24 protein-coding genes are annotated in these 23,412 nt (G+C 61.1%); 8 read left to right on the top strand and 16 right to left on the bottom strand.

Going from position 1 to position 23,412, the window contains the following annotated elements; translation table 11 throughout:
• Nucleotides 1-4: 4 nt before the first annotated feature.
• Nucleotides 5-523 (bottom strand): DNA repair protein RadC, encoded by a 519-nt coding sequence (gene radC, locus P8014_RS07580; protein ID WP_337816706.1) that lies wholly within the window; start codon nucleotides 521-523, stop codon nucleotides 5-7.
• 477 nt (nucleotides 524-1,000) lie between these two features.
• Between radC and P8014_RS07575 the strand changes: the two genes are divergently transcribed.
• Both P8014_RS07575 and P8014_RS07570 read left to right on the top strand, forming a co-directional pair.
• Nucleotides 1,001-1,300 carry a hypothetical protein gene (locus P8014_RS07575; RefSeq protein WP_337816705.1) on the top strand — a complete coding sequence of 100 codons (300 nt, stop codon included), beginning with the start codon at nucleotides 1,001-1,003 and terminating at the stop codon, nucleotides 1,298-1,300.
• Nucleotides 1,301-1,309: 9 nt separating this feature from the next.
• Entirely contained in the window at nucleotides 1,310-1,729 is a 420-nt protein-coding gene (locus P8014_RS07570; RefSeq protein ID WP_337816704.1) for a hypothetical protein, read from the top strand.
• A gap of 187 nt (nucleotides 1,730-1,916) precedes the next feature.
• Here P8014_RS07570 and P8014_RS07565 read toward each other — a convergent pair whose 3' ends face one another.
• The 7 genes from P8014_RS07565 to mobF all read right to left on the bottom strand — a co-directional run bounded on the left by P8014_RS07565 (nucleotide 1,917) and on the right by mobF (nucleotide 10,790).
• A complete protein-coding gene (locus P8014_RS07565) occupies nucleotides 1,917-2,867 on the bottom strand; it encodes a hypothetical protein (protein ID WP_337816703.1) in 951 nt (316 codons plus the stop codon).
• 2 nt (nucleotides 2,868-2,869) lie between these two features.
• Nucleotides 2,870-3,064: a hypothetical protein gene (locus P8014_RS07560; protein WP_337816702.1), complete on the bottom strand. Its 195-nt coding sequence runs from the start codon at nucleotides 3,062-3,064 to the stop codon at nucleotides 2,870-2,872.
• Nucleotides 3,061-3,360: a hypothetical protein gene (locus P8014_RS07555; RefSeq protein WP_337816701.1), complete on the bottom strand. Its 300-nt coding sequence runs from the start codon at nucleotides 3,358-3,360 to the stop codon at nucleotides 3,061-3,063. Before P8014_RS07555 ends, P8014_RS07560 begins: the two co-directional genes overlap by 4 nt.
• Before the next feature lie 72 nt (nucleotides 3,361-3,432).
• Nucleotides 3,433-3,615, bottom strand: coding sequence for a hypothetical protein (locus P8014_RS07550; RefSeq protein WP_337816700.1), 183 nt, complete (start codon nucleotides 3,613-3,615; stop codon nucleotides 3,433-3,435).
• A gap of 69 nt (nucleotides 3,616-3,684) precedes the next feature.
• The gene (locus tag P8014_RS07545) at nucleotides 3,685-5,685 is read right to left on the bottom strand and encodes a DNA topoisomerase 3 (protein ID WP_337816699.1); all 2,001 of its coding nucleotides are present in this window, start codon (nucleotides 5,683-5,685) and stop codon (nucleotides 3,685-3,687) included.
• Between the two features lie 70 nt (nucleotides 5,686-5,755).
• Nucleotides 5,756-7,894: a type IV secretion system DNA-binding domain-containing protein gene (locus P8014_RS07540; RefSeq protein ID WP_337816698.1), complete on the bottom strand. Its 2,139-nt coding sequence runs from the start codon at nucleotides 7,892-7,894 to the stop codon at nucleotides 5,756-5,758.
• On the bottom strand, nucleotides 7,866-10,790 hold the full coding sequence (gene mobF / locus P8014_RS07535; RefSeq protein ID WP_337816713.1) for a MobF family relaxase: 2,925 nt from the start codon (nucleotides 10,788-10,790) through the stop codon (nucleotides 7,866-7,868). The genes P8014_RS07540 and mobF overlap by 29 nt, the downstream gene beginning before the upstream one ends.
• A gap of 97 nt (nucleotides 10,791-10,887) precedes the next feature.
• On the opposite strand from mobF, the gene P8014_RS07530 reads away from it, so the two are divergent.
• Both P8014_RS07530 and P8014_RS07525 read left to right on the top strand, forming a co-directional pair.
• Nucleotides 10,888-12,321, top strand: a complete 1,434-nt coding sequence (locus P8014_RS07530; RefSeq protein ID WP_337816697.1) for a hypothetical protein — start codon at nucleotides 10,888-10,890, stop codon at nucleotides 12,319-12,321.
• A gap of 14 nt (nucleotides 12,322-12,335) precedes the next feature.
• On the top strand, nucleotides 12,336-12,650 hold the full coding sequence (locus P8014_RS07525) for a hypothetical protein (RefSeq protein WP_337816696.1): 315 nt from the start codon (nucleotides 12,336-12,338) through the stop codon (nucleotides 12,648-12,650).
• A 66-nt stretch (nucleotides 12,651-12,716) separates the two neighbouring features.
• Here the strand turns inward: P8014_RS07525 and P8014_RS07520 are convergent, their stop codons facing one another.
• Nucleotides 12,717-14,582 carry a type IV secretion system DNA-binding domain-containing protein gene (locus tag P8014_RS07520; RefSeq protein WP_337816695.1) on the bottom strand — a complete coding sequence of 622 codons (1,866 nt, stop codon included), beginning with the start codon at nucleotides 14,580-14,582 and terminating at the stop codon, nucleotides 12,717-12,719.
• 467 nt (nucleotides 14,583-15,049) lie between these two features.
• On the opposite strand from P8014_RS07520, the gene P8014_RS07515 reads away from it, so the two are divergent.
• The 4 genes from P8014_RS07515 (at nucleotide 15,050) to P8014_RS07500 (ending at nucleotide 17,616) form a co-directional block, all read left to right on the top strand.
• Nucleotides 15,050-15,415 carry a hypothetical protein gene (locus P8014_RS07515; RefSeq protein WP_337816694.1) on the top strand — a complete coding sequence of 122 codons (366 nt, stop codon included), beginning with the start codon at nucleotides 15,050-15,052 and terminating at the stop codon, nucleotides 15,413-15,415.
• A gap of 80 nt (nucleotides 15,416-15,495) precedes the next feature.
• On the top strand, nucleotides 15,496-15,888 hold the full coding sequence (locus tag P8014_RS07510) for a DUF4160 domain-containing protein (RefSeq protein ID WP_337816693.1): 393 nt from the start codon (nucleotides 15,496-15,498) through the stop codon (nucleotides 15,886-15,888).
• A gap of 129 nt (nucleotides 15,889-16,017) precedes the next feature.
• Entirely contained in the window at nucleotides 16,018-17,103 is a 1,086-nt protein-coding gene (locus P8014_RS07505) for a DUF262 domain-containing protein (RefSeq protein WP_337816692.1), read from the top strand.
• 6 nt (nucleotides 17,104-17,109) lie between these two features.
• Complete coding sequence (locus tag P8014_RS07500) at nucleotides 17,110-17,616, top strand: HEPN domain-containing protein (protein ID WP_337816691.1); 507 nt, start codon at nucleotides 17,110-17,112, stop codon at nucleotides 17,614-17,616.
• A gap of 111 nt (nucleotides 17,617-17,727) precedes the next feature.
• On the opposite strand, the gene P8014_RS07495 is transcribed toward P8014_RS07500, so the two are convergent.
• The 7 genes from P8014_RS07495 to P8014_RS07465 form a co-directional block, all read right to left on the bottom strand.
• On the bottom strand, nucleotides 17,728-18,522 hold the full coding sequence (locus tag P8014_RS07495; protein WP_337816690.1) for a hypothetical protein: 795 nt from the start codon (nucleotides 18,520-18,522) through the stop codon (nucleotides 17,728-17,730).
• Nucleotides 18,515-19,243, bottom strand: a complete 729-nt coding sequence (locus tag P8014_RS07490; protein ID WP_337816689.1) for a hypothetical protein — start codon at nucleotides 19,241-19,243, stop codon at nucleotides 18,515-18,517. Before P8014_RS07490 ends, P8014_RS07495 begins: the two co-directional genes overlap by 8 nt.
• 80 nt (nucleotides 19,244-19,323) lie before the next feature.
• A complete protein-coding gene (locus tag P8014_RS07485; protein ID WP_337816688.1) occupies nucleotides 19,324-19,827 on the bottom strand; it encodes a restriction endonuclease in 504 nt (167 codons plus the stop codon).
• Between the two features lie 250 nt (nucleotides 19,828-20,077).
• On the bottom strand, nucleotides 20,078-20,536 hold the full coding sequence (locus P8014_RS07480; protein ID WP_337816687.1) for a hypothetical protein: 459 nt from the start codon (nucleotides 20,534-20,536) through the stop codon (nucleotides 20,078-20,080).
• 77 nt (nucleotides 20,537-20,613) lie between these two features.
• A complete protein-coding gene (locus tag P8014_RS07475) occupies nucleotides 20,614-21,489 on the bottom strand; it encodes a hypothetical protein (protein ID WP_337816686.1) in 876 nt (291 codons plus the stop codon).
• Between the two features lie 125 nt (nucleotides 21,490-21,614).
• Nucleotides 21,615-22,517, bottom strand: coding sequence for a helix-turn-helix domain-containing protein (locus P8014_RS07470; protein ID WP_337816685.1), 903 nt, complete (start codon nucleotides 22,515-22,517; stop codon nucleotides 21,615-21,617).
• Nucleotides 22,510-23,175 carry a hypothetical protein gene (locus tag P8014_RS07465; RefSeq protein WP_337816684.1) on the bottom strand — a complete coding sequence of 222 codons (666 nt, stop codon included), beginning with the start codon at nucleotides 23,173-23,175 and terminating at the stop codon, nucleotides 22,510-22,512. The genes P8014_RS07470 and P8014_RS07465 overlap by 8 nt, the downstream gene beginning before the upstream one ends.
• Between the last annotated feature and the right edge of the window lie 237 nt (nucleotides 23,176-23,412).

Here is a 23,412-nt window from a genome sequence, read left to right as displayed (position 1 = left end):
CACCTCAAACCTGTCCCCGCTCAGCCATACTCGTGACCTCGGCTCCACCGACGATCAGGTGATCGATCACGCGAACGTCGATCAGCGCCAGCGACTCCTTGAGCTTGCGGGTGATCTGTACGTCAGCCATGCTCGGCTCGGCCACCCCAGAAGGATGGTTGTGCGCGAGCATGCAAGCCGCAGCGTTCAACTCCAGTGCCCGACGAACCACCTCGCGCGGATGCACGCTGCACCCGTCGATGGTGCCGTTGAACATCTCTTCGAAGGCGATCACGCGATGTCGGTTGTCCAGCCACAACACGCTAAACACCTCGCTCTTGTGCCCGGCCAGCTTCGCCATCACATAGACGCTGGCCACACCGGGGGAGTCCATCACGTCGACCTTGCGCACCCGGGCATCGAGGATCTGACGAGCTAGCTCGATCACGTCGTCGTCGGCCACAGGCCTGGCGGTCTGGTACCGCCCTTGGGCGTCTCGAACGAAGGCACCGAAGTCGATGGCTTGCTGCGGGTTCTGGTTCATGGTTTTGTCCCTTGCCTTTGCTTGAATGGAGTTGGGTTTGTGCCGGGCACAAACCCGGAACGCCTCCCGGCGAGGGCAGGGGGTGAAGCGTCAAGAGCGCCGGCAAGGGAGGGGGATCGCCCGACCTGCACAAGCGACCAGAGGGAGCGCGGAAGGTTGGGGAGACCCTTGCCGGTGGCGAAGCGAACTCTTGACGCGAGGGGGGCAGCGCCCACCTCATAACACCGTGTTAAGCAAAACCAGCAATGCGCCAGCGGTACAGCAAAACGAACCCCGCAAGCGGAGCGCGCAGACGTGAGGGATGCGGAGGGCCTGTCCCGAACGAAGTGAGGGATGGAGCGAAAGCGGAACCAGCAGCAGCCCGGCCCGAAGGGACACGCGATGGCCAGGGGATTCAAACACCTGACCTCATGTGGTTATATACCTACGAAAGCAACCTGCTTTGACCTCAGAACAACACTAAAACTGGAGAACGCCATGGACGGAAGCAACACCGACCCGACCACAGTACTGATGTTGATAGCTGTTGGATGGTTTCTGGGCTGGGTGATAACGCTGGGGCTCTATAAAAAGTACACGAGTGAAGACGCCGGCGCCGGCATGGGAATCATGACCTTCTTCGTGTGGCCAATCGGTTTGCTCAGCATCCTGCTGGGCAAAGGCGTGGGAAATGCGGTAGGTAGAAACGAGGCCGACAAGCAGCAGAAAGGGAAAGAGGGCGCCCAGAGCGAAAGTCTGGCTGCGATCAACCAGATGCTCGAAAAGGAAGGGCTTTAGAAGAGCGTGATGCTTGTATCGAACGGTAGCAGCGAAATACGGTCGTTGATCCTCCGTGGGCGCACCAGGCTGAAAGACAAGTTCTACCCGGTCATCGAGGCATTAGCTATCGATCACAACAAACGAAAACTCGTCATGAGTTACTACGATGTTGGGCCTGACGCCGACGGAAAGCTCAAAACGGCCGCTTTGGACGTTGGCGACGTCGTCAAGGTCGGCGTGGAAAAGCGGCAGATATACCCCCAAGGCGCATACGTGGACATGTGCTGGATCGAGGACAAGTCTCTCGAACCGCGGAAAGTGCTGTTGTTCCACTCGCCGGTAGACGCCGACAAATCAAAAAGCGTCATTCTGAATGCGCTCAGCGCTGATGGGCCGTTCAAGCCTGAGGCGGCGGAAACGTTCAAGCCAGTCGAGCTTGTGCTCTGATTTCATCCCCGGTTGACCACCGCCCGCCCACAGCTCTGGGGTGTATTGGCACCCCGCTGTGGACGGCCCGTGGACAACCGGGCTTAACGTCCAATTGCGCTGCTGTAACGCTGATCCCGTTACTGTCGCATGCTTTCGGCTACTGTAACGCTTGCGTGTCTACTGCCGCATGTCGTCGCAGTAGGGCCTACAGGGCAGCGACCAGAACGCCCACAACCACGGCGACGACAAGCGCCCCACTAGCAACGTACCAAGCTCTACGCCGCCGGCGCTGTTCGCGCTCGTGCAATGCTGCTGTAGCACGTCGACGCATAGCAGCAACGGCCGCGTCTTGCCCAGCCTGGAATCCCGCCCGCCTGGCGTGTAGTTCGGCCCGCATCTGCCCCATGGCATATGCACGCGCGCGCTTCCACTGTTTGATGATCCGAAGCCATCGTGCAACGACCACATCTGCGGCTTGCTCGACGGTGAGGTCCGTTACCGCCAATCTCTGAGCGGTTCGGATCGCCCATTCGAACGTCCAGCCCCAGTCGCGTGTTTCGTTTCCTCGCCAGGAGGGACTGGATGCGAGCATGGCGCTCGGCCCTAGCCGATCGATCTGATCGAATCCGAAGTCGTAGAGCGTCGCTCGCGTACCTAGCCGCGGCGATTCGGGGAAACGCAGGTCATGACGGATCAGCATGACCAGTTCAACGGCCGAGAATAGTGGCGCATGCCCGCCGCTCCACTTGTCGTCCTTGGCGCCGCGGGCGATCGCATCAGCGAGGATCACGTGCGCGGTCTCGTGGAGGTACAGGAACTTCCAGTATGTGGGCGTACGTGGCCACACGCGGCCAGGACTGTCTGCAACCCACGCGTTCAGGCTGATCGTGTCGCCCCATCTTCTGCTGGCAGGATCAACCGGCGCGAACCCGCTTATCTCACGCAGCGGACTGATGTTCGCCGGCGGCGCCTTTCCCAGGCCAATGGCGCTGGCCAGGCCGGCAAGAGCCTCGCGACAATCCATGGCGGCCAGTTCGATTGCCGCCGCTGCTTGATCGTCGTTCGGAGGCAGTACCACGGAGATGCGAGGATCGCCGTTGGCATCCGGTTCGTGCCATTGATCCCAGAGCGTCGCCATAGGTCTGCGAGCGAACATGATCACCATCTCCGCCGGCGGCGCAGCGCCCAGCCGCTCAACCAGACTCCGGCCACCACAGCAACTGCAACACCTATCGACGCACCAAGCCCAAGCTTGTGCATGGCCTTCCAGATCGCGTCGTAGATCACGCCATGCACCAGCCCCGAGACGACCATGTGCGCCAGGTCGTGGCCTACCGAGTAGTAGTGACTCATGGCGCCACCTCATCGAATCCAGCCAACCTCAAGCGCTCACGTGCAATGAACCGCGCGACTTCCAGCATGGCCGCCTTGCGGGTCTCGGGATCCGTCAGAATCACCCGGCGGGTCGCTGCCTGCAGTTCATCGAACGCTTCAGCCCAGTCGTCTGACATAAGATGATCACCCGCTACAAGCGGATAATGTTCAGAAAGCAGAACGACGTTCGGGATCACTTCGACATGGGCGATATCCCAGCATGCAACCAGACGCTCGGCCAGTTCCTCGATCCGCTCTTCCAGTTTCAACTCCATAACAACACTCCCATAGTGAGCAGCAAAAGCGCCGCCCCTCGCGCTTATGCACGGGGGCGGAAACGGAGAGCGTCAGGCGCCACGATGCGCGTAGGGATCCGTGCGCGAGGGCGCCGGGTTGACGGAGTACACCGGGGCGGGGCGGGAAACCGCGCGACCATCCGGCGAAACGGGCGTCAGGTGAGCGGAAAACTGAACCGCGATCAGCAGGGCGATCGCACCGGCGGCGTTGGAAGCGATATTGACGTGCGTCATGGGGAATACCTCAGGTTGCGGAGGCGGCGATATGCCGCCCCTCACTCCCATGCACCCGAGCGGAAACGCTCAGCGGCTCTCCCACTTCTTGCCCAGTGTCTTCGCGTTCTTGAACCCCGGCCACCAGCATGAACGGCAGGACTCGCACTTGTAGAACGCCTTGCCGGCCTTCGTTTTCAGGGTGATGGTCGGCGCTCGACAATCCGGACAGGCTGGGCCCGCCGGCGGCTTGCGGTTGGTCTTGCCGCCGCCTGGCGCTCTGGCTTCACCGATTTGCACCTGCATGCTCTTTGCCTGCTCTACGAGTTGCACAACCTGCTCACGTTGTGCCGCCTCGAACTGCGCCAGCGTCGCTTGGCCGGCGGCGATGTCGGATAGAACGTCCTCCCAGCGTGCCGTCGTTACAGGATCGGTTAGCACAGGGGGCAGGGCGGATATGAGCGTGCGGCCGGCGGGTGCCGAGATGAGCTGCTTGCCCTTGACCAGCAGAAAGCCACGGTTCTTGAGCTTTTCGATGATGTCGGGGCGAGTCGCCACCGTGCCGAGACCACTGGTCTCCTTCAGTTTTGCCTTGGCCTCGGCATCTTCGACGAAACGGTGAATGCCACTCATCGCATCGATAAGCGTGCCTTCCGTGAACCGTGCCGGCGCCGTGGTTTTCTTCTCTTCGACTCGGGCATCCTCAACAGCCAGCACCTGGCCATCGGACAAGGCCGGCAGCTCAGCGTCGACAGGTCGATCGCCGAAAACCTCGCGCCAGCCAAGAGTGACAATCTTGCGACCGTTCGCGTTCCAGGCCTCATCCGCACAGGTGAGCGTCACAGCCACCGCGTCATACGCATATTCCGGATAGAACTGGGCGACGTAGCTGCGGCAAACCACTTCATAGACCTTTGCCTGCGCATCGCTGAGTTGTGACGGAACATTGCCTGTCGGGATGATCGCGTGGTGCTCCCCGACCTTCGCGGTGTTCCATGTCGGCGACCTGCGCGCCGGATCGGCAGATCTCGCAAATTCAAATGTCTGGCTGAGGCTGCCGAGAATGCCGGCTGCATCCCCATGTTGTTCGTCCGGCAGATAACGGCAATCGGAGCGTGGATAGCTCGTCAATTTGTTGTCCCAAAACACTTGTCCGATGTCGAGTACCTGTTTGGCGGTCATGCCGAATCGGGCCGAACATATCTTTTGCAGCTCCGAGAGGCTGAGTCCCAGAGGTGGTTCCTGGCGCTTCGTGTCCTTCTTGTATGAATCGACGGTTGCGGTGCCGGCCGCCTTTGCGGCGGATGCCAAAGCGTCGGCGCGGGCCTTGTCGATCAGACGCCCCTCCGGGTCGAAGCCAGAACCATCGGTCGCCGATGGCTTCCAGTTGGACACAAACCCGGCGGCGACCAGCTGAGGTACGTAGAATGGGTGAGGCTGAAAATCCTCGATCTCCTGGTCGCGTGCGACGATAAGCGCGAGCGTCGGCGTCTGTACTCTCCCGACCGACACGAGGCCGCCGCCGCTATTGCTCAAAGTCATAGCACGCGTCATGTTCATGCCGATCAACCAATCGGCTCGCGCCCTGGCTTCGGCCGCATCGCGCAAACCAACAAACTCGGCGTTGTCCTTGATCCCGGCGAGCGCTCGCGCAACACTCGTTTCGTCTTGCGACGCTAGCCAGATACGTTGTGTCGGCCCCCGCCAGTCGACTGCCTCCAGGATCTCGTCGATTAACAGTTGTCCTTCGCGACCTGGATCACCCGCGTGAACGACGTTGGCGGCGTTCTTGAGTAAGCCTCGGATGACTTTTAGTTGCTTAGCCGCCTTGGGTTTTGGTTCCTTCCGCCACTGATCAGGCAGGATCGGCAGATCCTCCATCCGCCAGCGCTTGCGGCCATTCTTGCCACGCGGAATGTCGTCCGGCAGATAGTCGTCGGGCTCCGCCTGTTCGTACAGGTGCCCGAACGCCCAGGTCACAGTGTCGTTCGCGCCGCACTGGATGTACCCCTCGTCCTTCCTCTGAGGGCCGGGTAGGCAGGCGGCAATGGCCGCTCCGAGGGCGGGTTTCTCGGCAATGAATACGCGCATGATGATCTCCGGCAGATGGAGCGGCGGATTGCCGCCCCTTGCCGGTATGCGCGTGAGTGGAAACGCAGCCTCAGCGCCCGCGGCTATCGCCGCGCTTGCGCTTGATGCTGCCGGTACGGATTGGCGCTACCTCGCCGGCACCTTCCCTGCGCAGGCCATCGGTCACGGTGTCTGCCAGCTCAACCAGTGAGGAGAGGCCGCCAGTCAGATGGTCCGCGGCCATCTTGGTGACGAGTTCGCCTGCAGCGTCGGCGGCATTTTCGGTGTCGTTGTTCTTCGGCTGCGCCGCAGGCTGGTTCTCCTGGACAATGAACCGGTCAGGCTCGGAATCATCGGGTTTGCTTGCGCCGTTATCCTGGCGAACCGTAGTCGTCGGTACGGAGGCTGCAGCCTGCGCCGCTCGGTTCGCTGTACCTGGCTTCCAGCGCATCCGGCCTTCGAGTCGTGCGGCAGTCTTAGGCTGTAGGTTTACGGTCCAGGGTGCGGGCACTATTTGCGGTGCGGCCTCATACCACTTACTGAACTTCCATTTCACGCGGTAGACATCTCGTCCGCCTGTGACGATCACCGCTTCGATCCCGCCCGGCACGCGCCCGAGTTCTCCGAATTCATCCGGGCGCATCAGATACTCCTCATCGAGGTGCTCGCTGACGGTTACGTTCTTGGTGGATGTCCAGCTGCGCCCGCCAAGCGCGGCGTCGCCGGACGCGCTGCGCAGCTGGCGCATGACCTGGCGCTTGCCGACCACGCTCGCCGCCCATTCCTGGGTGTCAGGGCCGGCCGTTTGGCAGAGAATGACCGTTCTCGCCATGCCATCCAGATCCTTGGCGAAGTTTTCCCCATAAATCTCACGGATCTGTGAGATGTTTTGGAAGGTGAGCACGGGGCAAATGCCTTTTGATCGACCTACCGCTACGATGTGCCGGATGCCGTCCAAGCGACCCAGTTGCGGAAACTCGTCCAACACCAACCACGTGCGCCGGGTTCGGGTTTCCGGCATCTGGTCGATCGCTGCTAGCATGGAGCTGACGATGGCGTTGTGCATCACGCGCGCAAGGGACTCAAATCGTGTAGAGTTGCCCAGAATCATGATGCGCGGACCGCTGTTCGGCTCTCGCAGAATCCAGCGCCGCGCAGACCATTGGCGGTGGCCTTTCAGGTCACGGTCGGCCGCGCCCAGGCTGCGCACCAGCATGCCCACCTGTGCGGTGATGATGCTTAGATACGACATGGTGTTCTGATTGGGCTCGCCTTCGGGCAGCACCAGCGACGCATCGGCAACACCGGCGATGGCTCGTGCGCGAAATTCCGGGTAGGGCAGGGACAGTTCGCGGTACAGATCGGCCCATGTCCACCGGCCTGGCTTCGCGCGCGCAAGGCTGATGATGAGGCCGGCAAGAATGTTGGCGGCACCGTTCTGCCAACTGGGGTCGCCTTTGTCGGGCGGAGGTATCAGCCGGCTCGCAAACTCCTGGGCGTCTACCTCGCTCAGGATGTCCTCTGCCGCCGACCAGCGGACGCTGCGCGCATCCCACGGTTCAACCAGTCCTACGTCATACTTACCAATCAGCCCACGGTGAACCAAGGCTCCCAGGCGCTGCTTAAAATCGCCCTTGATGTCATGCAGCAGGATCCTTGCGTGCGGATCGGCCTTCAGAATCTCCTCCACCATGGTCTCGATGATCTGCGTTTTGCCGCCGCCAGGGGCGCCCCCGATCAGGACCAAGCGCGATTCGCGATCGCGGGAGATGGGAAGCTGCGGATGCAGCGCCGCGCCTTGGCCAAAGCCAAAGATTTTGATCTCTTTTGCGAACTCCGCCTGCGCCGCCCGCATGGCGTCACGGCCGCGCAGCAGGCGCCGGCCGCCTTCTTGTTGGCGGTCGCGCACCAGGCCGCCCAAGGAGCCGCCCGCCAGGGCGAGCAGCAGGGCGCCGCCGGCGGCGGCGACGGCAAGAATGCGATCGAGGTTGGGCGCGTGCTGCGCGAGCAGCTGTGCATAGGCCTCTGGATGAAAAAGCTCGGGCGCATGAGCCATGACCCAAGCGTGGAATAGGGCCTGTGGCGGCACATGCAGCACCCAATGCGCCTCGACCAAGAGGGCGAGCGCAGCGCCAATGAATCCACCGACCATGGCGCCGCCGAAGGCGGAGACCAGGGTCTGCCACCAATCGCGCCGATACTCAATCTTCTCTTGTGCGTTCCCGAACATGGACCTGCTCCTTTTGTTTGGCTACAGGTTCATGCACGGGGGCGGAAACGGAACGTGGGCGTTCCTGTTGCCGGGCAGATCGGGCAGCTTCGGCGGCGATCCGTTCGCGGTCCTGGACAAACGGGTTGGCGCCCTCGGCGCCGGCTAGTTCGGCCTGCCGCTTGAGGCCTCCGGCCGTTGCCGTCTTTGCCCACTCTCCAAGACGTTTCTGAAGCGCTTTCGTGTTGTCGGTGATCACCGTGAAGTTCTGGATGCCTCGTGTAGCTCCCACGTTAATGATTTGGGCGCTGACGCGATCGGTCACGGGGGCAACGAAAATCGCCGTCGTGTCGCCCTTGCCCTGGGCCTTGTGAACGGTCAGCGCCCAGCCGCGATCGAGCGCGTGCGTTTGATCCAGGTTCAGGCGCAGCTCGCTGTCGTCGGCCAGGTTCCTGACCACGACCTCACCGGCCTCGCGGTCCACGCCCGTGACTTCCAGTCGGGTGCCGTTGGCGATGCGCTTGCCATCATGATTGGCGATCTCCGTGTATACCAGCCGATCGCCAGGCGCCACGCTCATGGTCTCCAGCGTGTGCACGCCCTGCGCGCGCTCTTCACGCGGGCGCCATTCGCGCAGGGAGCCGTCCTCGGCCCGCAGTTGCACACGTTCGCGGTCCAAGGCCCCTTCGACGGTAAAGCGCACGACCTCACCGCGCTTGGCGCCAGGAAAATCCACCTGCATACCGGGCTTGTACGCGAGCGAGTTCGTTTTCTGCGCTCGGGTCATGTCGACCTTACGGTCTACGGTCATGACGGCGCTGGTCGAGATGTCGACCTCGCCCAGCTTGATGAGCTGCGAGCGTACCCGTTCGTTGATCCTCTCGCGTACCGCATTGGTCGGGCACATGAGCAGTGTGCGCGAGCGTTCCTCGCGTGCCATCGACATGAAGCGGTCCGCACCGCTCTCAGCCAGTGCTTTGCACTTCTGATTCCAGGTCAGTTTCGGGCGCCCTTCATCGTCCACCATCAGTTCGCCCTTTTTGTTCCTCCGGGGCTCGACCTCGATCTCCTGCGTAAATTGTTCGATGCGATCGGCGACATCGCCCAGACGCTCGTCGGCCAGTGCCTGGGTCAGTTCGAGAAGTTTGGGGTCACGCTGACGCACGACATCGCTGACGTTGGCGATGTCGCAGGCTTTGGCTTGCATCAGTCGCTCCAGCGGGCGGCCGGCTTCGACGGCTGGGATTTGGCGCTGGTCCCCGGTCAGGATGATCCTGGAGCCTGGATCCTGGGCCAGAATCTTCGCCTGCATCCTGTCCATATCGCGATCGCTGATCATGCCCGCCTCGTCGATGATGTAGATGCGCGGGATTGGGCGCGGCGCTTTGGTCGATGCGAGGAAGGACGCGACCGAGCGCGTCTGTTCTCGCTCCGGCCCTGTGGCCTCGCGCAGTTCTTCCTCGGCGCTGGACGTCGGAGCAAGGCCGACCACGTCGTAGCCTTGCTCGTGTGCGGCCTTCTCCACGAAGTTGCGCAAAATCGCCTTGGTTTTGCCGACGCCCGCCGCGCCGCGAATGATGAACGTCTGGTCTTGCGAGGTGAGAGCTAGGTTCAATGCCTCACGCTGCCCCGGCGTCAGCGGATATTCACTCTCGTTGTTGATCCGCTCGATGAACTCGGCGGCATTGCCTGCGCTCATCAGCGCGTCGGACCTGCCCCGGCCGTCACGCGCACGCTGGATGATCCTCGCCTCGCGTGCGAGGGCTGATTCGGTCGTGAATAGGCCTTCATGTCGGATGTACTCTCGGTTGGTGCCGATCTCGTCATCGACCCGTTCGAGGGTCGTATGGCCCATGCCGGCCCGCAGCGCCTCCAGGCGCAGGGCACCGACACGGTTGACCGTGTCGCGCTCGCCCAGGTGGTCGGCGGAGTATTGCACCGCCTCGGCGGTACGGTCCTCGATGTCGATGGGTCCACGCGCCTCGGCGTCGCGCCGCATCTGATCCATGTTCAAACCCATTTCGCGAAGCTCGCGTCGCCATTCCCAGTGCTGTTCATCGCGCCCGATTTGGCGCTTGTCCTCGCGCGTCGAGAGGTTGGCCGTGTCGCGCTGCCCGCTGGTCGAATTCTCGCGGGTCAGGCCGCGCTCTTGCAGCGCCTTGTCAATCTGCCCTTTGCGGGGGCTCATATGTTCGATCTGCGCGCGGCTCATGCCGACGATCTCGAAGCCATCCGCGGTGGCACGGATTTCGTAGCCCAGCTCCTGCACGCGTTGCGCCAGCCACGCCTTGCCGGCGAAGTCGAGCAACTTGATGCCTTCTCGTCCCCACTCCTGATGCAGTGCCGTCATCTTTCCATCCGCGCGGCGTGTTGCGTTAAGCAGATAAAAATGCGTGTGCCAGTCGGGGGTCACCCGGCCGTTTACGGGGCGCGCGTCCTCATGCTGGAACGCGGCCACGATCAGATTTCCGGAGTGTTCGACGTCAGCCCCGCCTTTGCCGTTTCGAGCGTGTGCGACTTCCTGCTCCATCAGGCCGACCATGTAGGTCTGGGCTTCACGCCAAAGTGCTTGGAGGCGTGGGTCGTGAACGGCGTGACAACTGAAACTTTTCGGCGGGCTCCAGGTGACGTCCGATCCGGCCCTGCGCTTGCCGTTTCCCCCTTTGCGGTTCGACAGGTCACTGCCATCAGGGAACCGGCCCTGCAGCATCTCCATGAAGCGCTCGCGTTCCACCTCGCCATGTAGATCCATGGCGGCAGCGCCGCGCCCCAGCCATTGCGAGGGCGCTTCGCCTCTCAGGTAATAGCCGGTTTTGGCGGCGGCGCTGGCCTTTTCGTTGAACAGATAGCCGGCGATGCCGCTGGCGCCAGCGCCTGCATTGGTTGTTGACAGTGTTTGATGTTGCGGGGGACTCATCATGTTCGTTTCCGCTCCTGTGCATGGGTACTGAGGGCATCAGCCCTCAACGTCATGCACCCGGACGGAAACGGGGGCGCCAGATCAGGAGTACACCATGGCCGTACAAGACGAGATTCGGGAGCAGGAGCGCGAGCGTTGGGAGCGGAGTTGGCGCGAGGAATACGTGCGCACGCATTTGGGCGGTTTCGCCATGCCGGGTAGCGTGGAATGGACGCGCAGGCAGAACATGCGGGCGGGAAATTATGCGTTTCTTGAGCCGGGCGACGCGGCACGCCTGGCCGGGTACATGGCCGATCGCTGGGAACACGTGGAGCAGCTGGCTCACGAGCGGCGTATGACCCCGCGCCAGATTCAGGCGGAGCAGGCCCGCGGGCCTGCCATGAATGCTGTCCAGAGGTTTCGCGAACGACAGCAGGAGCAAAAGCAAGAACAGGCCGCGCAGCAGCCGGAAACCCAAACCCAGGAGCAGAAACCGGTTGCGGTTGAGCAGACTGCACGGCAGCACCAACCTGAGACCAAGGAACAGGCCCAACAGGTCCGCGAGGAGGCAGCGCGGCCTGCTGAACCTCATGAAACCGCCAGAAAGGATCCAGCGCACGAACATGAGATCGACGAGCTGGACATGACCCATCCGGACTCTCCCCATAACCCGGAGAATTACCGGGCACCGCAGAGCAAGGTGGTCGAGCATCGGCTGGAGATGGGCCGCCGGGGCGAGCGACGGCAAGAGCGCATTGAGCAGATCCGCAGCGCGCCCGGACGGATGGTGGAGGCCGTTCGGGAACGATTGACCCATGTTCGCAGTTCCACGACCAGAATGATGGAGGCCTCACGTGAGCGCCTGGGGCAGGTCGGGCAGAGGCTGGGCATCAACCGTCCGGAACCGGCAGCCGCAGAGATCGTTCGCCATCAGTGTGATGGCATGGAGCAGCGTTGGCGCGCTGAATATGCGCAGCGTACGGCACCGGTAGCGCATGGCGTCGTAGACCGCTTGCGCCAGCTTGCGCCGGGCGCGATTCGTCATGAAATGCAGCGGCGTCAGGCGGTCATGCGCGGCGATCTGTCGGGGCTGGGTCGGCAGGATCGCGAAGGCCTGCAGAGTTTTCTGCGTCAGAAGTGGGGCGGCATGGAAGCGCTTGCGCGCGACCAGAAGCAAATTTACCGGCAGATGGCGGAGCAGGGACGTTCTGTCGCAGCAGGCAGCGCCGACCGGGAGAAGCACTGGGCCGGCATGGAGAAACAGGCACAGCAGAGGCAGGAGCAGTTCCGGGCTCCGCCCGAGGTCGAGAAGCCGCCGCCGGCACACAAGCAGGAGCCGAAACGGACTGAACAGCCGGAGAGGGAGCAGAAGCAACAACCTGCTACTCCTCAACGAGATCAGCAAAAGACAGTTCAGCTCGGGGCAAAACGTGAAGAAAAGGCGCAGGCCCGCGAGGCGGCGCGCGCCAGCCGTGTCGAGCGGGAGACGCAGGAAAAAGAACGCGCGCGAGATCAACAGCCCGAGCGCGCGCACGAACGTAGCCGCTAACAGGGAGGTTTGCCATGATGGGTTTGCTCAGAGCGCTCAAGAATTTCAGGAAGCTCGGACGTGGTGGCGGAGGCGCTGGGGCGCTGGGGAAAATTGCAGCGGCGCGGATAGAAAACAGCACCTCGCTGATGGACCGCCCGACGAAAAACAATCCCAATCGGACGGTTGGGGAGGCCTTAAACGCCATGTCGATCGGGCAGACAAAGCATGTCCAGGGCGAGATCGAGAAAAGCGAGGCGGAGGGGCGGCGCATTGCCGCTAAACGCTTGCGGCGACGGCGTGCCTTGGAACAAGGAAAGTTGCCCGAGCAGATGGAACGCGAACGGTGATCCCTGAAGGAAAATGTTTAACGTGAAACACATGGCCCCGCTTCCGCGGGGCCATACTTTTGGAGCTCAGCTTGCAGTTGGTGGGACGGGTTTCGGCCTTGGGCGCGGCGGCACCCGCTGGAAGCCCTCGGCAATCACTGGCAGATCCAGGTACTCCAGTTGCACCCGCAGAACACCATCCTGCCCAGGGGTCCGCAGATAGCCGGTCAAATCTGGTAGCTTCTGGATCTCGGCCGGCAGAACGGCACGTTCCGTGGCGATCTGCTCTTGCTCTGACCGAGTGCTGGAAGCCTGCATGCCGCTTCCCTGCTGGTTGGTCGAACTAGTGATGCGGCGGATGTGCTGGTCGCCAATATCCTTACTCGTCCACTCCGAAGTATCCGGATCGCTCGCGCGCATGAGAAGTCTCGTTGCCAGCTGACCGAGAATCGCGCCCGCACGATCCCGGCCATAGGTCGCATCCAAGTCACCTTTAGCTTGAAACCCGAGAACGGGGACAACTCCATATTTGCGCATCAGCTTGGTCAGCGGATTGACCGCGGGGAGGCGCTGCAGGGTGGGCAGCTCGTCGAGGTAAACCCACAGTCGGCGCTTGCTATCCGGGCTCAACGTCATCATTTTGCGGATGACCATATCCATGGCTGCGCTCAGGAGCGGGCGCAACGCCTGGAGTGCATCGCCGGGCGCTGGCAAGAACAGCCACGAATCGTCCTCGCTGTGCAGCCATTCGCGGATGCTGAATGAGGCGCCCAGTTCCGGCCTGGCGGGGTGCAGCAGGCTCAGCGAGCGGACGAAAACCGCCGCACTGTTGCGAATCTCGCCCAAGCTCTTTTCTGAGCCGCCCACCATGCCGCCCAGACCCTCGGCCGTGATGACATCCATCAAGTCACCAATCTCACCGGCCATGATCATGGCAACCGCCTCGTCGACGGAGCCGAAATGAGTCAGGGCAGCGGTGAACATGGCCCTAGCGCCTTCTTCGAAAAAGGCGTTTTTGCTGCCCGGTTCGGAGGGAATAAGACCCGCAGCGAATTCCTCGATCTCGTGTTCGCCCTCAAAATCTCGCATCGGATCCCAGCGCGCGTCGCGAGCATCCAGAGGGCACAGGATGTGATCGACCCCCTCGCGATAAAACCGCTCCACGTATTCACCAGTCGGGTCGTAGACCACGGCCCGCTCACCACGGGCGCGAGCCGTGCGCATCAGGTGCCGGAATTCGGTTGATTTGCCCGAGCCAGTCGAGCCCTGCAGCAGAAAGCCCTGAGGTTCGTCGTCGCGTTGAATCGGGACGCCCCCAATCTGAGTGATGTCGTCGGTGAGCGTCCGGCCGGAGCTGCTGCGCACGGCCGTGCCGCGCAGGAGCACGTCGCCATCTCGACCGGTGGCCGTGCCGCCGCCTTTAAGACCATTGAAGATTCCGTCTCCCAGGCCGACCAGATGCCGCCATGTGACGATGGAGCCGATCAACGCCGCAGCTGCGCCAACGCCCCCGAGGATAATGCCCCAGCTATTGATGTAATAGCCGAGCACATCGATGACGCTGAAACTCTGCCAGTTGCAGCGATTTGTGTACGGGGAGTGCAGGCAGGCGTTGACCAAATGATCCCACCCAACGCCGCGCATGTACCAGGCGCCAGCCACGGCGAGCACAGCCCACAGCCATCCGAGTTGCAGTCTGATCGACCTTGCTTCGCTCATGGCTGCTTCATGCTGACCGCCGGCCGCGGCTTCCCGGAATGGCGCGAACTTGCTTCTGGAGAACACTGTCCATGCGGCCCAGCCAGGCAGTGCGCCAATAAGCGCCCAACCGCCGCTTGCCAGGGAGAGTAGGGCAGCGCTGATCCAGATCAGGCCGATTTGTTTCTCTGCCGCAGACCACGCGGGCTTCATTGCAGCGCGCAGCTGCAGCAACTCAACTTCTCCGAATTTCATGGGAACCTCACACATCAGAGGCAGGCGGGATGCCGGCCCTCAGGCCTATGCGCGAGGCCGGAAACGGAACGGAGGAGGGGACGCTCGGGCTGCTGATCACGCGCGCTGCAAAACTACAAAATGACCATGTGATTTCAGGCAAACGTCAGAAACAGACGCCAGGGGCGTGAAGCTGACCCTAGTCAGCACGACAGGTGCGTCTGTGTAACCTTTCTCGAACAACGAGAGAGAAAGGATAGTCACCAACGGTGACGTCAAACCCACATCATTCTCAGACTACGAACAACTAAAACACACAAAATCGTAGGAAAGACGGCCTATCAACGACCGCAGAATGGATGAACTTGTCCGCAACCAGGGACATCGTGTCCTATAACCGTCCGAAATACGTCCGTTATGGCGTGTCATTTCGTCCGACTTTATGCTATCGTGTCCGAAATTGTGACGGATTGTCCGGAGTAGGTGCCATGGCACGCAAACCACGAATCACCGATGGCCCCGATCTGGCCGCGCTCGCGCAGCAGCCCGGCGGCGGCACGCGCGGTCTGGTCGCCGCCCACCGCGAGCTGATCGAGCAGGCCCGCCAGATGGGGCATGGCTGGGAGGCCGTCGCGGCCGCACTGTCGAGAACCTGTGGTCAGCCGTTCAGCGGCGAGCAGGTGCGTAAGGCCTATTCACGTCAGGTTGGGGCGGGGAAGAGGAAGCGGCAGCAGCAGGGTGCTGCGCCCCCGGCTCGTCAACCTGTCACCGCCAAGCCGACGACTGCGGGAGCTTCGGCCTCGGGCGCTACCCCGCGCTTCGAGGGCTTCCTTGAAGATGGCGTCGACGGCTAAAAGGACGCCATACATGAATCTGAATAGCACTATTATGGCGGATTCTGTCTAGCCAACTGTTGAGCGCGAGGATTAGTCATATGAAGCTGGAGGAGATTGCTGGGCAGAAAGAATGGTCCACCGGAAATCTGGAGGATTTAGCCAGCTCACTCGAACTTGACTTCATTAGTGGCGTCGTGATCGGAGAAACAACGCGTGGAATACGTAGAACTGCGCTTGAGCACAAAGTAGGCGTGCTAGGGAAACTTAAATTCGAAGTCTTCTCAAATGAGCACCCACCCCCTCATTTCCGCGTGTCCTATAATGGAGAATCAGCCAACTACTCAATAAAGGATTGTTCGAAACTGAGTGGTGATCTGAACTTCTATCAGAAGAACATTCGGCTCTGGCATAGAGAAAACAAGCAGAAAATCATCGACAAATGGAACAGCACGCGCCCGAGCGATTGTCCTGTGGGGCTGTATGTTGAGTAACTCGCAGAATGCACCCAACTAGCGCTGCCACCCGACGTCCTTGCCGCCGTTTCGCGCAGTCAAGGCCGGAGGCGAAGCTGGGCGTTGGGCGGCATTTGAAACAACGTGATAACCGGATAGGAGATCTTTGTGAGCGCATCACAATTTGAAGACGATCTTGAAGTAGAGGCGGACGGGACAGAAGAAGATGAAGTAGCCGTCGCCTATGACATAGCCAGCTACCCATCAGATTTCACACTTAGCGGTATTTCTGAGATGTGGGCTAATGGTGACATTGTAATCCCCGATTTTCAGCGGGAATTCGTTTGGTCCATAAAACAAGCATCTCTACTTATAGACTCTTTCCTAACTGGTTTGCCAGTTCCGCCAGTATTCTTCTATGTTGACGATGACAATAAGAATCTCGTCATTGATGGCCAGCAAAGAATTTTGAGCGTTGTTTTCTTTATGGATGGCTATTTTGGGCGCGAGAGCACACAAGGGAAACGTCAGGTCTTTCGCCTGTCTGGGCTGCACCCGAAACACCCATACCTAAATGACCGGTTTGAGGACATTGAAGAAAAGGATCAACGAAAACTTAAGCAGGCTGTCCTCAGGGCGGTCAACATTCGCCAGCTTAATCCAAGTGGTGAGAGCACAAGTGCATACCATATCTTCGAACGTCTCAATACTGGAGGCACGCCGCTCAAGCCGCAGGAAATTCGTAACTGCGTTTTTAGGGGTGATTTTAATAAGCGTCTTAAAGAAGCCAACCAAGACGTAAACTGGAGAAAGATTATCGGTAAGCCATATCTTGACAAGCACCAAAAGGATGTCGAGTTGTTGTTGAGGGTCTTCGCGTTAGTGGGTGCTTGGCAAACTTATGAAAAACCGATGAAGGAATTCCTCAATGTTGCCATGAAGAAGCACAACGCTGGCGACACGAAAAAAGTTTCTAACTTCTTTGAGGTGTTTCCGAAAGTAACTAAAAATGTCGTAGATCAGATAGGGGAGCGCCCATTTCATCTGCGCGGGCCTATCAATGTGTCCGCATTAGACGCCGTCATGGCAGTTCTCATTCAGAATCACGAACGGCTGCCGAGGAGTGAACTAAGTGAGCGATTTACAGCACTGCTAGATGATGGCTCATTCGATGAGTACACGCGAATAAACACCACGGATACGAAGACGGTCCGTGATCGATGCAAGCTAGTCAAAGAATACCTAGTAGGGTAGACCTACATGGCTTACCAGGACCACTTCTCGCATGCGGATGACGTTATAACGTCACTTCAGGCCTATGTGCCAACGATTACTGATCCGCTCATGCAAATCAAGTTCATCGGGTTTGTAGCAGTTTCTGCCGTGACCGTATATGAACAAGCCATTAAATCTATCTTTATCGAATTTGGCGAGGCAAAAAACAAAGTATTCGGGAAATATGTCGAATCACACTTTGAAAGAATCAATGGCCGAATCAAGTACCAGATAATTAAAGACGAGTATGTTCCTCAGTTTGGTGACAAGTACAAAAAACGATTTAAGCGAAATATGGAGAGGCGCTCTAAGGTGTTTCTTGCTACCCAGGGCCGTGATGTGCGTTCATCGTACGGAAACATCATCATCTGGCGGAATGACTTTGCTCATGAAGGCCGAATTAATACCACCGCAACCTTTGCGGAGGTTGTGACAGCATACGAAGATGGAAAGGAGATCATACATTGTCTTGCGGAGACGATGCGCCGGTAGAGGTGCCGCCCAACGTAGGTGTCGAACGGCCGCTGGTAGGTCTGGAACCGACAACGCATCACCGATACGAGACTGGCAGCAGTGGGTCGACTGCTGCCTAAAGCCGTGCTCTCACCGGTGAATCTGTATGCATAGGGTCTCCGAGCAATCACCGCTCCAGCGGTAGATGCCGCCGCTCAGGCCAAGCACGGGGCCACGTGGCGTGCGCTCTACGACCTGAACGCGATCCCCGGGAGAGAGCAAATATCCGCTCTCCCAGGCTACACCCAGTCCGGCAGTGAGTCCTGCCAGGAACACAGCCGGAGCAATCAGCCATGTAAGGGCACGGCGGCCCGCTGCCTGCGAGCGCACCTCGGCTCTGGCGGCTTCGACGGCAGCACTACGCCAGTCTTCGACAACCTCCTTCCGCTTTGTCTTGATGTCGTTGATCAGGGCCGCTCGGCTGCGGCCGATTTCTGCGGCGATCTCGCGCCCCAGGGCGGCGGCCGGGTCACCGGCACGTTGGACAGCGTGCGCAACGATCTGCTCGATCTGCCGCGCGAGGTCATCGCCGGCGGCCCGGGCGCCTTCGCGCATCCGCTCGGGAATATCAGTCAGCTTCTCGGCGACGGCTTCACCCGCCGCCGCTGCGCGTTCGGCGGTCTCAGCGGCTGTAAGCTCCGCCGCAGTGGTTGCAGCGATAACCTCAATTGCCATAGAGAACGCCGCCCAGAGTGGGTCATCTGCCGGGATCTGCTGCTCGTGGGCCAGTCGACGGAGTTTGCGTTCGATTTCCTGGCCTTCATCACCGGCGGCGATGGAGGCCGCCTGGATGGCGGCCTCCATGCGCTCCACAGGTTCCGCTGCCACGGAACCGGCGGGCTCACCAGGGGTGAAGTCTGGCCGACCTTCGGTCATGTCAGCCATCGCTTTCCTCCTCGCCGACGAGTTCGGCGGCGGCGGCCAAGGCTCCCTTGCGATGCAGCCATTCTTTGACGACCTGGCGAATCACGATGCTTTGGCCGCCGTCGGGAGAGGTCAGGTCGCTAAGGCGGCCATTCGTCGCTCGCATGATTTCAGATGCCCGCTCCGTGAGCTCGGGTAGTTCGACCTCCAGTCCGCCGCCCTTCAACCACTTAGTGCGAGCTGCGTGACGCTTCCAGGTGCGGCCGCCGCCAAAGCGTCCATTGAGCACGGCGACACGCCGGTCAGCCAAGCGGCAAAGTTCCGATTCTGCGGATTTGGCGGCCCCGATTTCGTCGTCGCCCAACATCCATCCGACATGCACATGGAAGCCCATCATGTGCGCGGTTTCGATGAACAGCTCCGCCACGGCATCCAGGGTTTCGGAGGCACTAGCCGGTGTGTTGATCACGACGTGGCCGGCGTCCTCGCCGATCCGGTCGAGGTTTTCGAATAGCGCGATTACAGCCTCCTCGCGCTTGTCAGGGCGGGCGAGGGAGGCCATGGATCCCTGAACGCCGGCCACGCCAGCATGTCGGGCGGCGACGTCGCTGATCGTTTTGTCGCCTTCCACGACGACGACTTTGCCGTCGCGATCGAGAAGATAATCGACACACAGGTTCGCCATCGTGGATTTGCCGACGCCGCCTTTATCGCCATGGACGATGATCATTTTGCGGTTCATGTTATTGCTCCTTGAATTCGGTCGATGAAGGCGACGGGATTGCCGCCCTCACGCATATGCGCTGGGCCGGAAACGCGCGCTTAGTGGAGTAGAAGTTCGAGCAAACGCTGGCCAGAAATGATCTGGACGCCCGGCGGTGGCAGTCGGCCTTTCGGTGTGCGCCCCGTGTGCACGAAAATTCCACGCTCCAAGCCCACGCGCCTCAGGTCATGGGGAAACTCAGTAACGTGTCGCCAGCTGATGTTCTTTCCATAGCGCTTGCACTGGATTCCGTGCCAAACGCCTCTGATCATTACTCGCCCATCAAGTCCACCGTCGCCCGTGTATCTGAGATTTCTCAGCACGCGGTGGCCTTGTCGCTCGAAGGCATCTAGCGTCATTTCTTCGAAGGCAAGTGGGTCGACTTTTCGCAGGTAGGCCAGGCGGCGGGCATTGGCGCCCGCGCCGTCGATTTGACGCAGGCGCGCGTATACGCGCAGCGCCTGGCGGCGCCTTCGCCGGTGGCCGCGCTTTCGATTTGCACGGTGGTTGTTCCACCAGATGCGCAGGCGGAGGAGGAGAGATACGCGCACGGTGGTGGTCATAGCTGCGCCACCTGCGGATCGTCGGACTTGTTGCAGGAAAACACCCGACGCCAACGAGCCGCATGCTGCTCAGCATCCTCGCGTGAGGGGAGACAAAGAAGCGTTACGACCCTACCGCACATCAGGCATGCGGCCCTGACCAACCATGTGCCGCCAACCGCCTCAACAACGTAAATATCAATCTGATCGTGCATTTTTGGCTCCTACATCCCGGCCCGGTGATCCGGGCCGGGGTAGTGATTGAGGAGTGTCAGCCGAGAGGCAGCACGCGCACGTGATTGCCGCTGCCCTTGATTACCTGGACGTGCTGGTCGACGTGCAGGCGGGGTTTCTGGTAGGTCTGCGCGACGGCTACCATAGATCCGTCCGCCAGGCGGACGGTGACCTCGACCCCCTTCTGGTCGGTCAGCGCGTTGCCGGCGGCGTGTCCTGCGATAGCGCCGCCGACCGCGCCGACGATCGCGCCCAGCGCTCGCGTGACGGTGGAGTCGCCAAGAGTCGAACCGGCGAGCCCGCCGGCTCCGGCGCCGGCCACACCGCCGACGTTCGACGGGGAAAGCTCTACGGGCTGGAGGCCAACGATGACGCCGGGTAGAACCTGCTGTGCGGTTAAGCCAGTAGTGGCGACGGTTGGCGACATATTCGGTGCGCAGCCGCCGAGCAGGGCCAAGGCCAGGCCGGCGGCGGGGATAAAAAGAAGCTCTTTCATGATTCGGATCTCCGGGTGGGGCTGGATTGCCCTCATGGGGATGCACCGCGGCGGAAACCGCCGCGGCGCATGGAGGGTCAGAACGAGTAGGAAATGCCAGCCTTGACGGTGGTCACGCGGGATGAACCCGGGGGGATGTTTGTGACGAAACCCGCGTCGGCTCGGAGACCATGGACCACGGGCACCGGCAGGCTGGCGTACGCCGCCAGACCATCGGCATACGAAGTCCAGGGGTGGCGCGGGTCAGGGGAGGGGAACGAGACGTCGGCAAGCTGCGCCTCCGTGGCGCCCACGGCAAAACCATGCGTGTAGCTCACGCCGGCTTCCAGCCCGCCGTGACCCTGGTAACGAACCGCCAAGCTTTCCCCGCTCAGCCTCATGCCCGGGACGTTGCCCGCCGAGTGCACACCCTCGATCGTCAGGCCGCCGCCCTGAATCGGCGTGTAGAGGGCCAGTGACGTATCGGTGGGCGCGCTGAGCTGGCCGCCGCCCGACGGCAGGCGCTCGGCCCACGGCTGGATGCCGACTCCCAGAGTCACAACCTGACCCGAGACCAGGGCGCGGCTCGCGGCCAGGCTGCCACCCAGACGCCCATAGGTCGTCGAGGTGTTTCCGGGGGCATAGCCACCCTGGGTGGGCAGGCTGATCTGCTGGAGGCTGGCGGCAATGCTGGAGGCGAGCGCCCAGCTACCCCGGCGCAGGGTGGGGAGCTGATAGGTGCTCGTAACACGCGTGGAGGTGCGGTAGTTGCCGGGGGAGAGCGTGTCGTGGCCGGTTCGCTCAGCGAAACCCATCGTGAGGCGATCGATGTGCAGCCCCATGGAAACACCATTGATGGCGACTCCATGGGCCGTTTCGCGGCTGGCGGAGGTGGTGAGAGTCGCGGCGTGCGCCTGGGCGGCGGCACCGGCGAAGGCCAGCATCAGACTGGCAATTAGGTGAGTGCGTTTCATGTCATACCTCTGTTGGTGCGGGCCGCTCGGGATGAGTGGCCTCAGGGGTATGCACGGGGGCGGAAACGAAAATTTTTACGGGGATACGAGAAGCGTTAGATGCTGATGTGATCGTCCGAAAATGATTAGGCAGGCACATTGCTGCAGGCCTCCCTAGCATTCAGCTTTGACATGATTTGCTGGGCAAAACTGTCGGCAGTGCGCAACGGGGAACTACTTGGCATCAAAAGACGCTTAAATTCCTCGTCAGAGACGAGGCCCTTCAGCTCTTCTTGCTCGCGCTGCGCGTCAGGGAAGTCACGCAGGTAGTTCACCAGAAAAGTGACTCTCAGGCGTCGTGCTCGCTCCCGCGATCTCTCCTCCTCTGCGGCACGCTCTACGGCAAGCTCACTTTGCGATTTCCAATTTGACGGGATGTCCAGAGCGCCCTCTCGCGCCCGCTTGATCATCCCTCGGATGTAGCGTGCCGGATCGTCGATGTCGCCGCGTTTCTTCTGCCGATCTGCGACGTAGTGCTCGATGTATTCCCGCTCCCGTGCGGCGACCCCTGACCAACAGTTGTCAGAATCGGAACTGTTTGTGTCTGTTGTATTTGTATATTTATAAATACTACTTACAGTCTTTTGTTCCGTGTCCCGTTTTTGGGACTGTTTGGCGTTGGAACAGTCCCGGTTTTGGGACTCTTTAGAGGCAAGGGACCCAATATTGGGACTGTTGGAACGGTCCCGTTTTTGGGACTGTTCGCCTACCAAAGCCGCCAACCGCCAAACTACTACCTGGCGTGTATCCCCGACTCGGCAGCCGGTGTCGGAGATCCAACCGGCATCGCGAAGGGCATGAAGCGAGGAAAGGACCGTTTTGCGGTTGAGTTCGGTGATTTCCGAAATCCGTGCGACCGACGGCCAGACCTCTGGGGTTGGGTCATCAGCGTTGGCGGCGTGCAGCGCCAACGCCATAAAGACCGCCTTCGTGGAGCTCGATCCGGTTTTCTGTTTGAGAGCCCAGTTGAGGAGATTCATGTCAGGCATGGAGCACCTCCTCACCCAGCAGGCTGAGCTGACCGTCAAGCACGGGGCGGCTGAGGGCATGGCGACGGTCAGAGCGTGCGCGCAGCACGGCCGCCGCGGCACGCAGGCCGCCGCGCTGACTGGCGCGGACGGCCAGTTCGGCGTCCCCCAGCATTTGGCGCAGACGACGATCGTCCACCCCCAGGGCCGCCAAAATCTCCTCTCTGTCCGCGCCTGCCCATACCATGCGCAGCGCGCGGGCCGTTTGCCGGGGGAGCATGGCGGCCGCCGCGCCCAAGGCCGCGTCGAGCTCGGCTGAGGATGCCTGGGGGGGCTGAGGAGCGGTGTCCCACTCAGCCCAGATTTGGTGCGCGGCGACTCCGTCGTCACCAGCCTCAGTTGCTGGCGACCAACCCCGCATCTGGGCATGGCCGTATGCCGCGCCCGCCGCGCCACGCTGGGCGGCGCGGCCGCGGCTGATCAGGTGGTTGAGGCGGGCCGCGACGGCATGCGGCTGGCCCTGGCATTCCAGGACGGTCACGGCCCAGATCTGGCGTGCCTCATCCACGTCGTCGGCCACATACTGGCGCAGGAGCGGGACGAGGATTTTTTTGAGGCAGCGCGGACCGACGTAAAAAAACTCGTCGGGCATGCATTGGGGGTCGAGGCGAGCGCTCATTTCGCACCCCCTGCCTGACGGTTGTCGGACAGGCGCGGGCGACCGCGGCCACGCTTCTTAACAGATGCGGGCGCAGGCGCAGGGGATGCGTCCTCTAGCGCTAGTCCGTGCTCCATTTCGTACGCGACACAGCGGAGCTCAAGCCAGTGTTCAACGTCCTGAGGGCGCCACTTCGGATATTTGAGAATTCTGCAGCTTGGAGCTGGAATCGCTTCCGGGAAGCGCTTCGCAGAGAGG

The organism is Acidihalobacter sp., from assembly GCF_037381185.1.
Classification (GTDB): Bacteria; Pseudomonadota; Gammaproteobacteria; order DSM-5130; family Acidihalobacteraceae; genus Acidihalobacter_A.
Note: the sequence above shows the minus strand (reverse complement) of the source record. Positions and strands in the feature narration are given on the sequence as shown.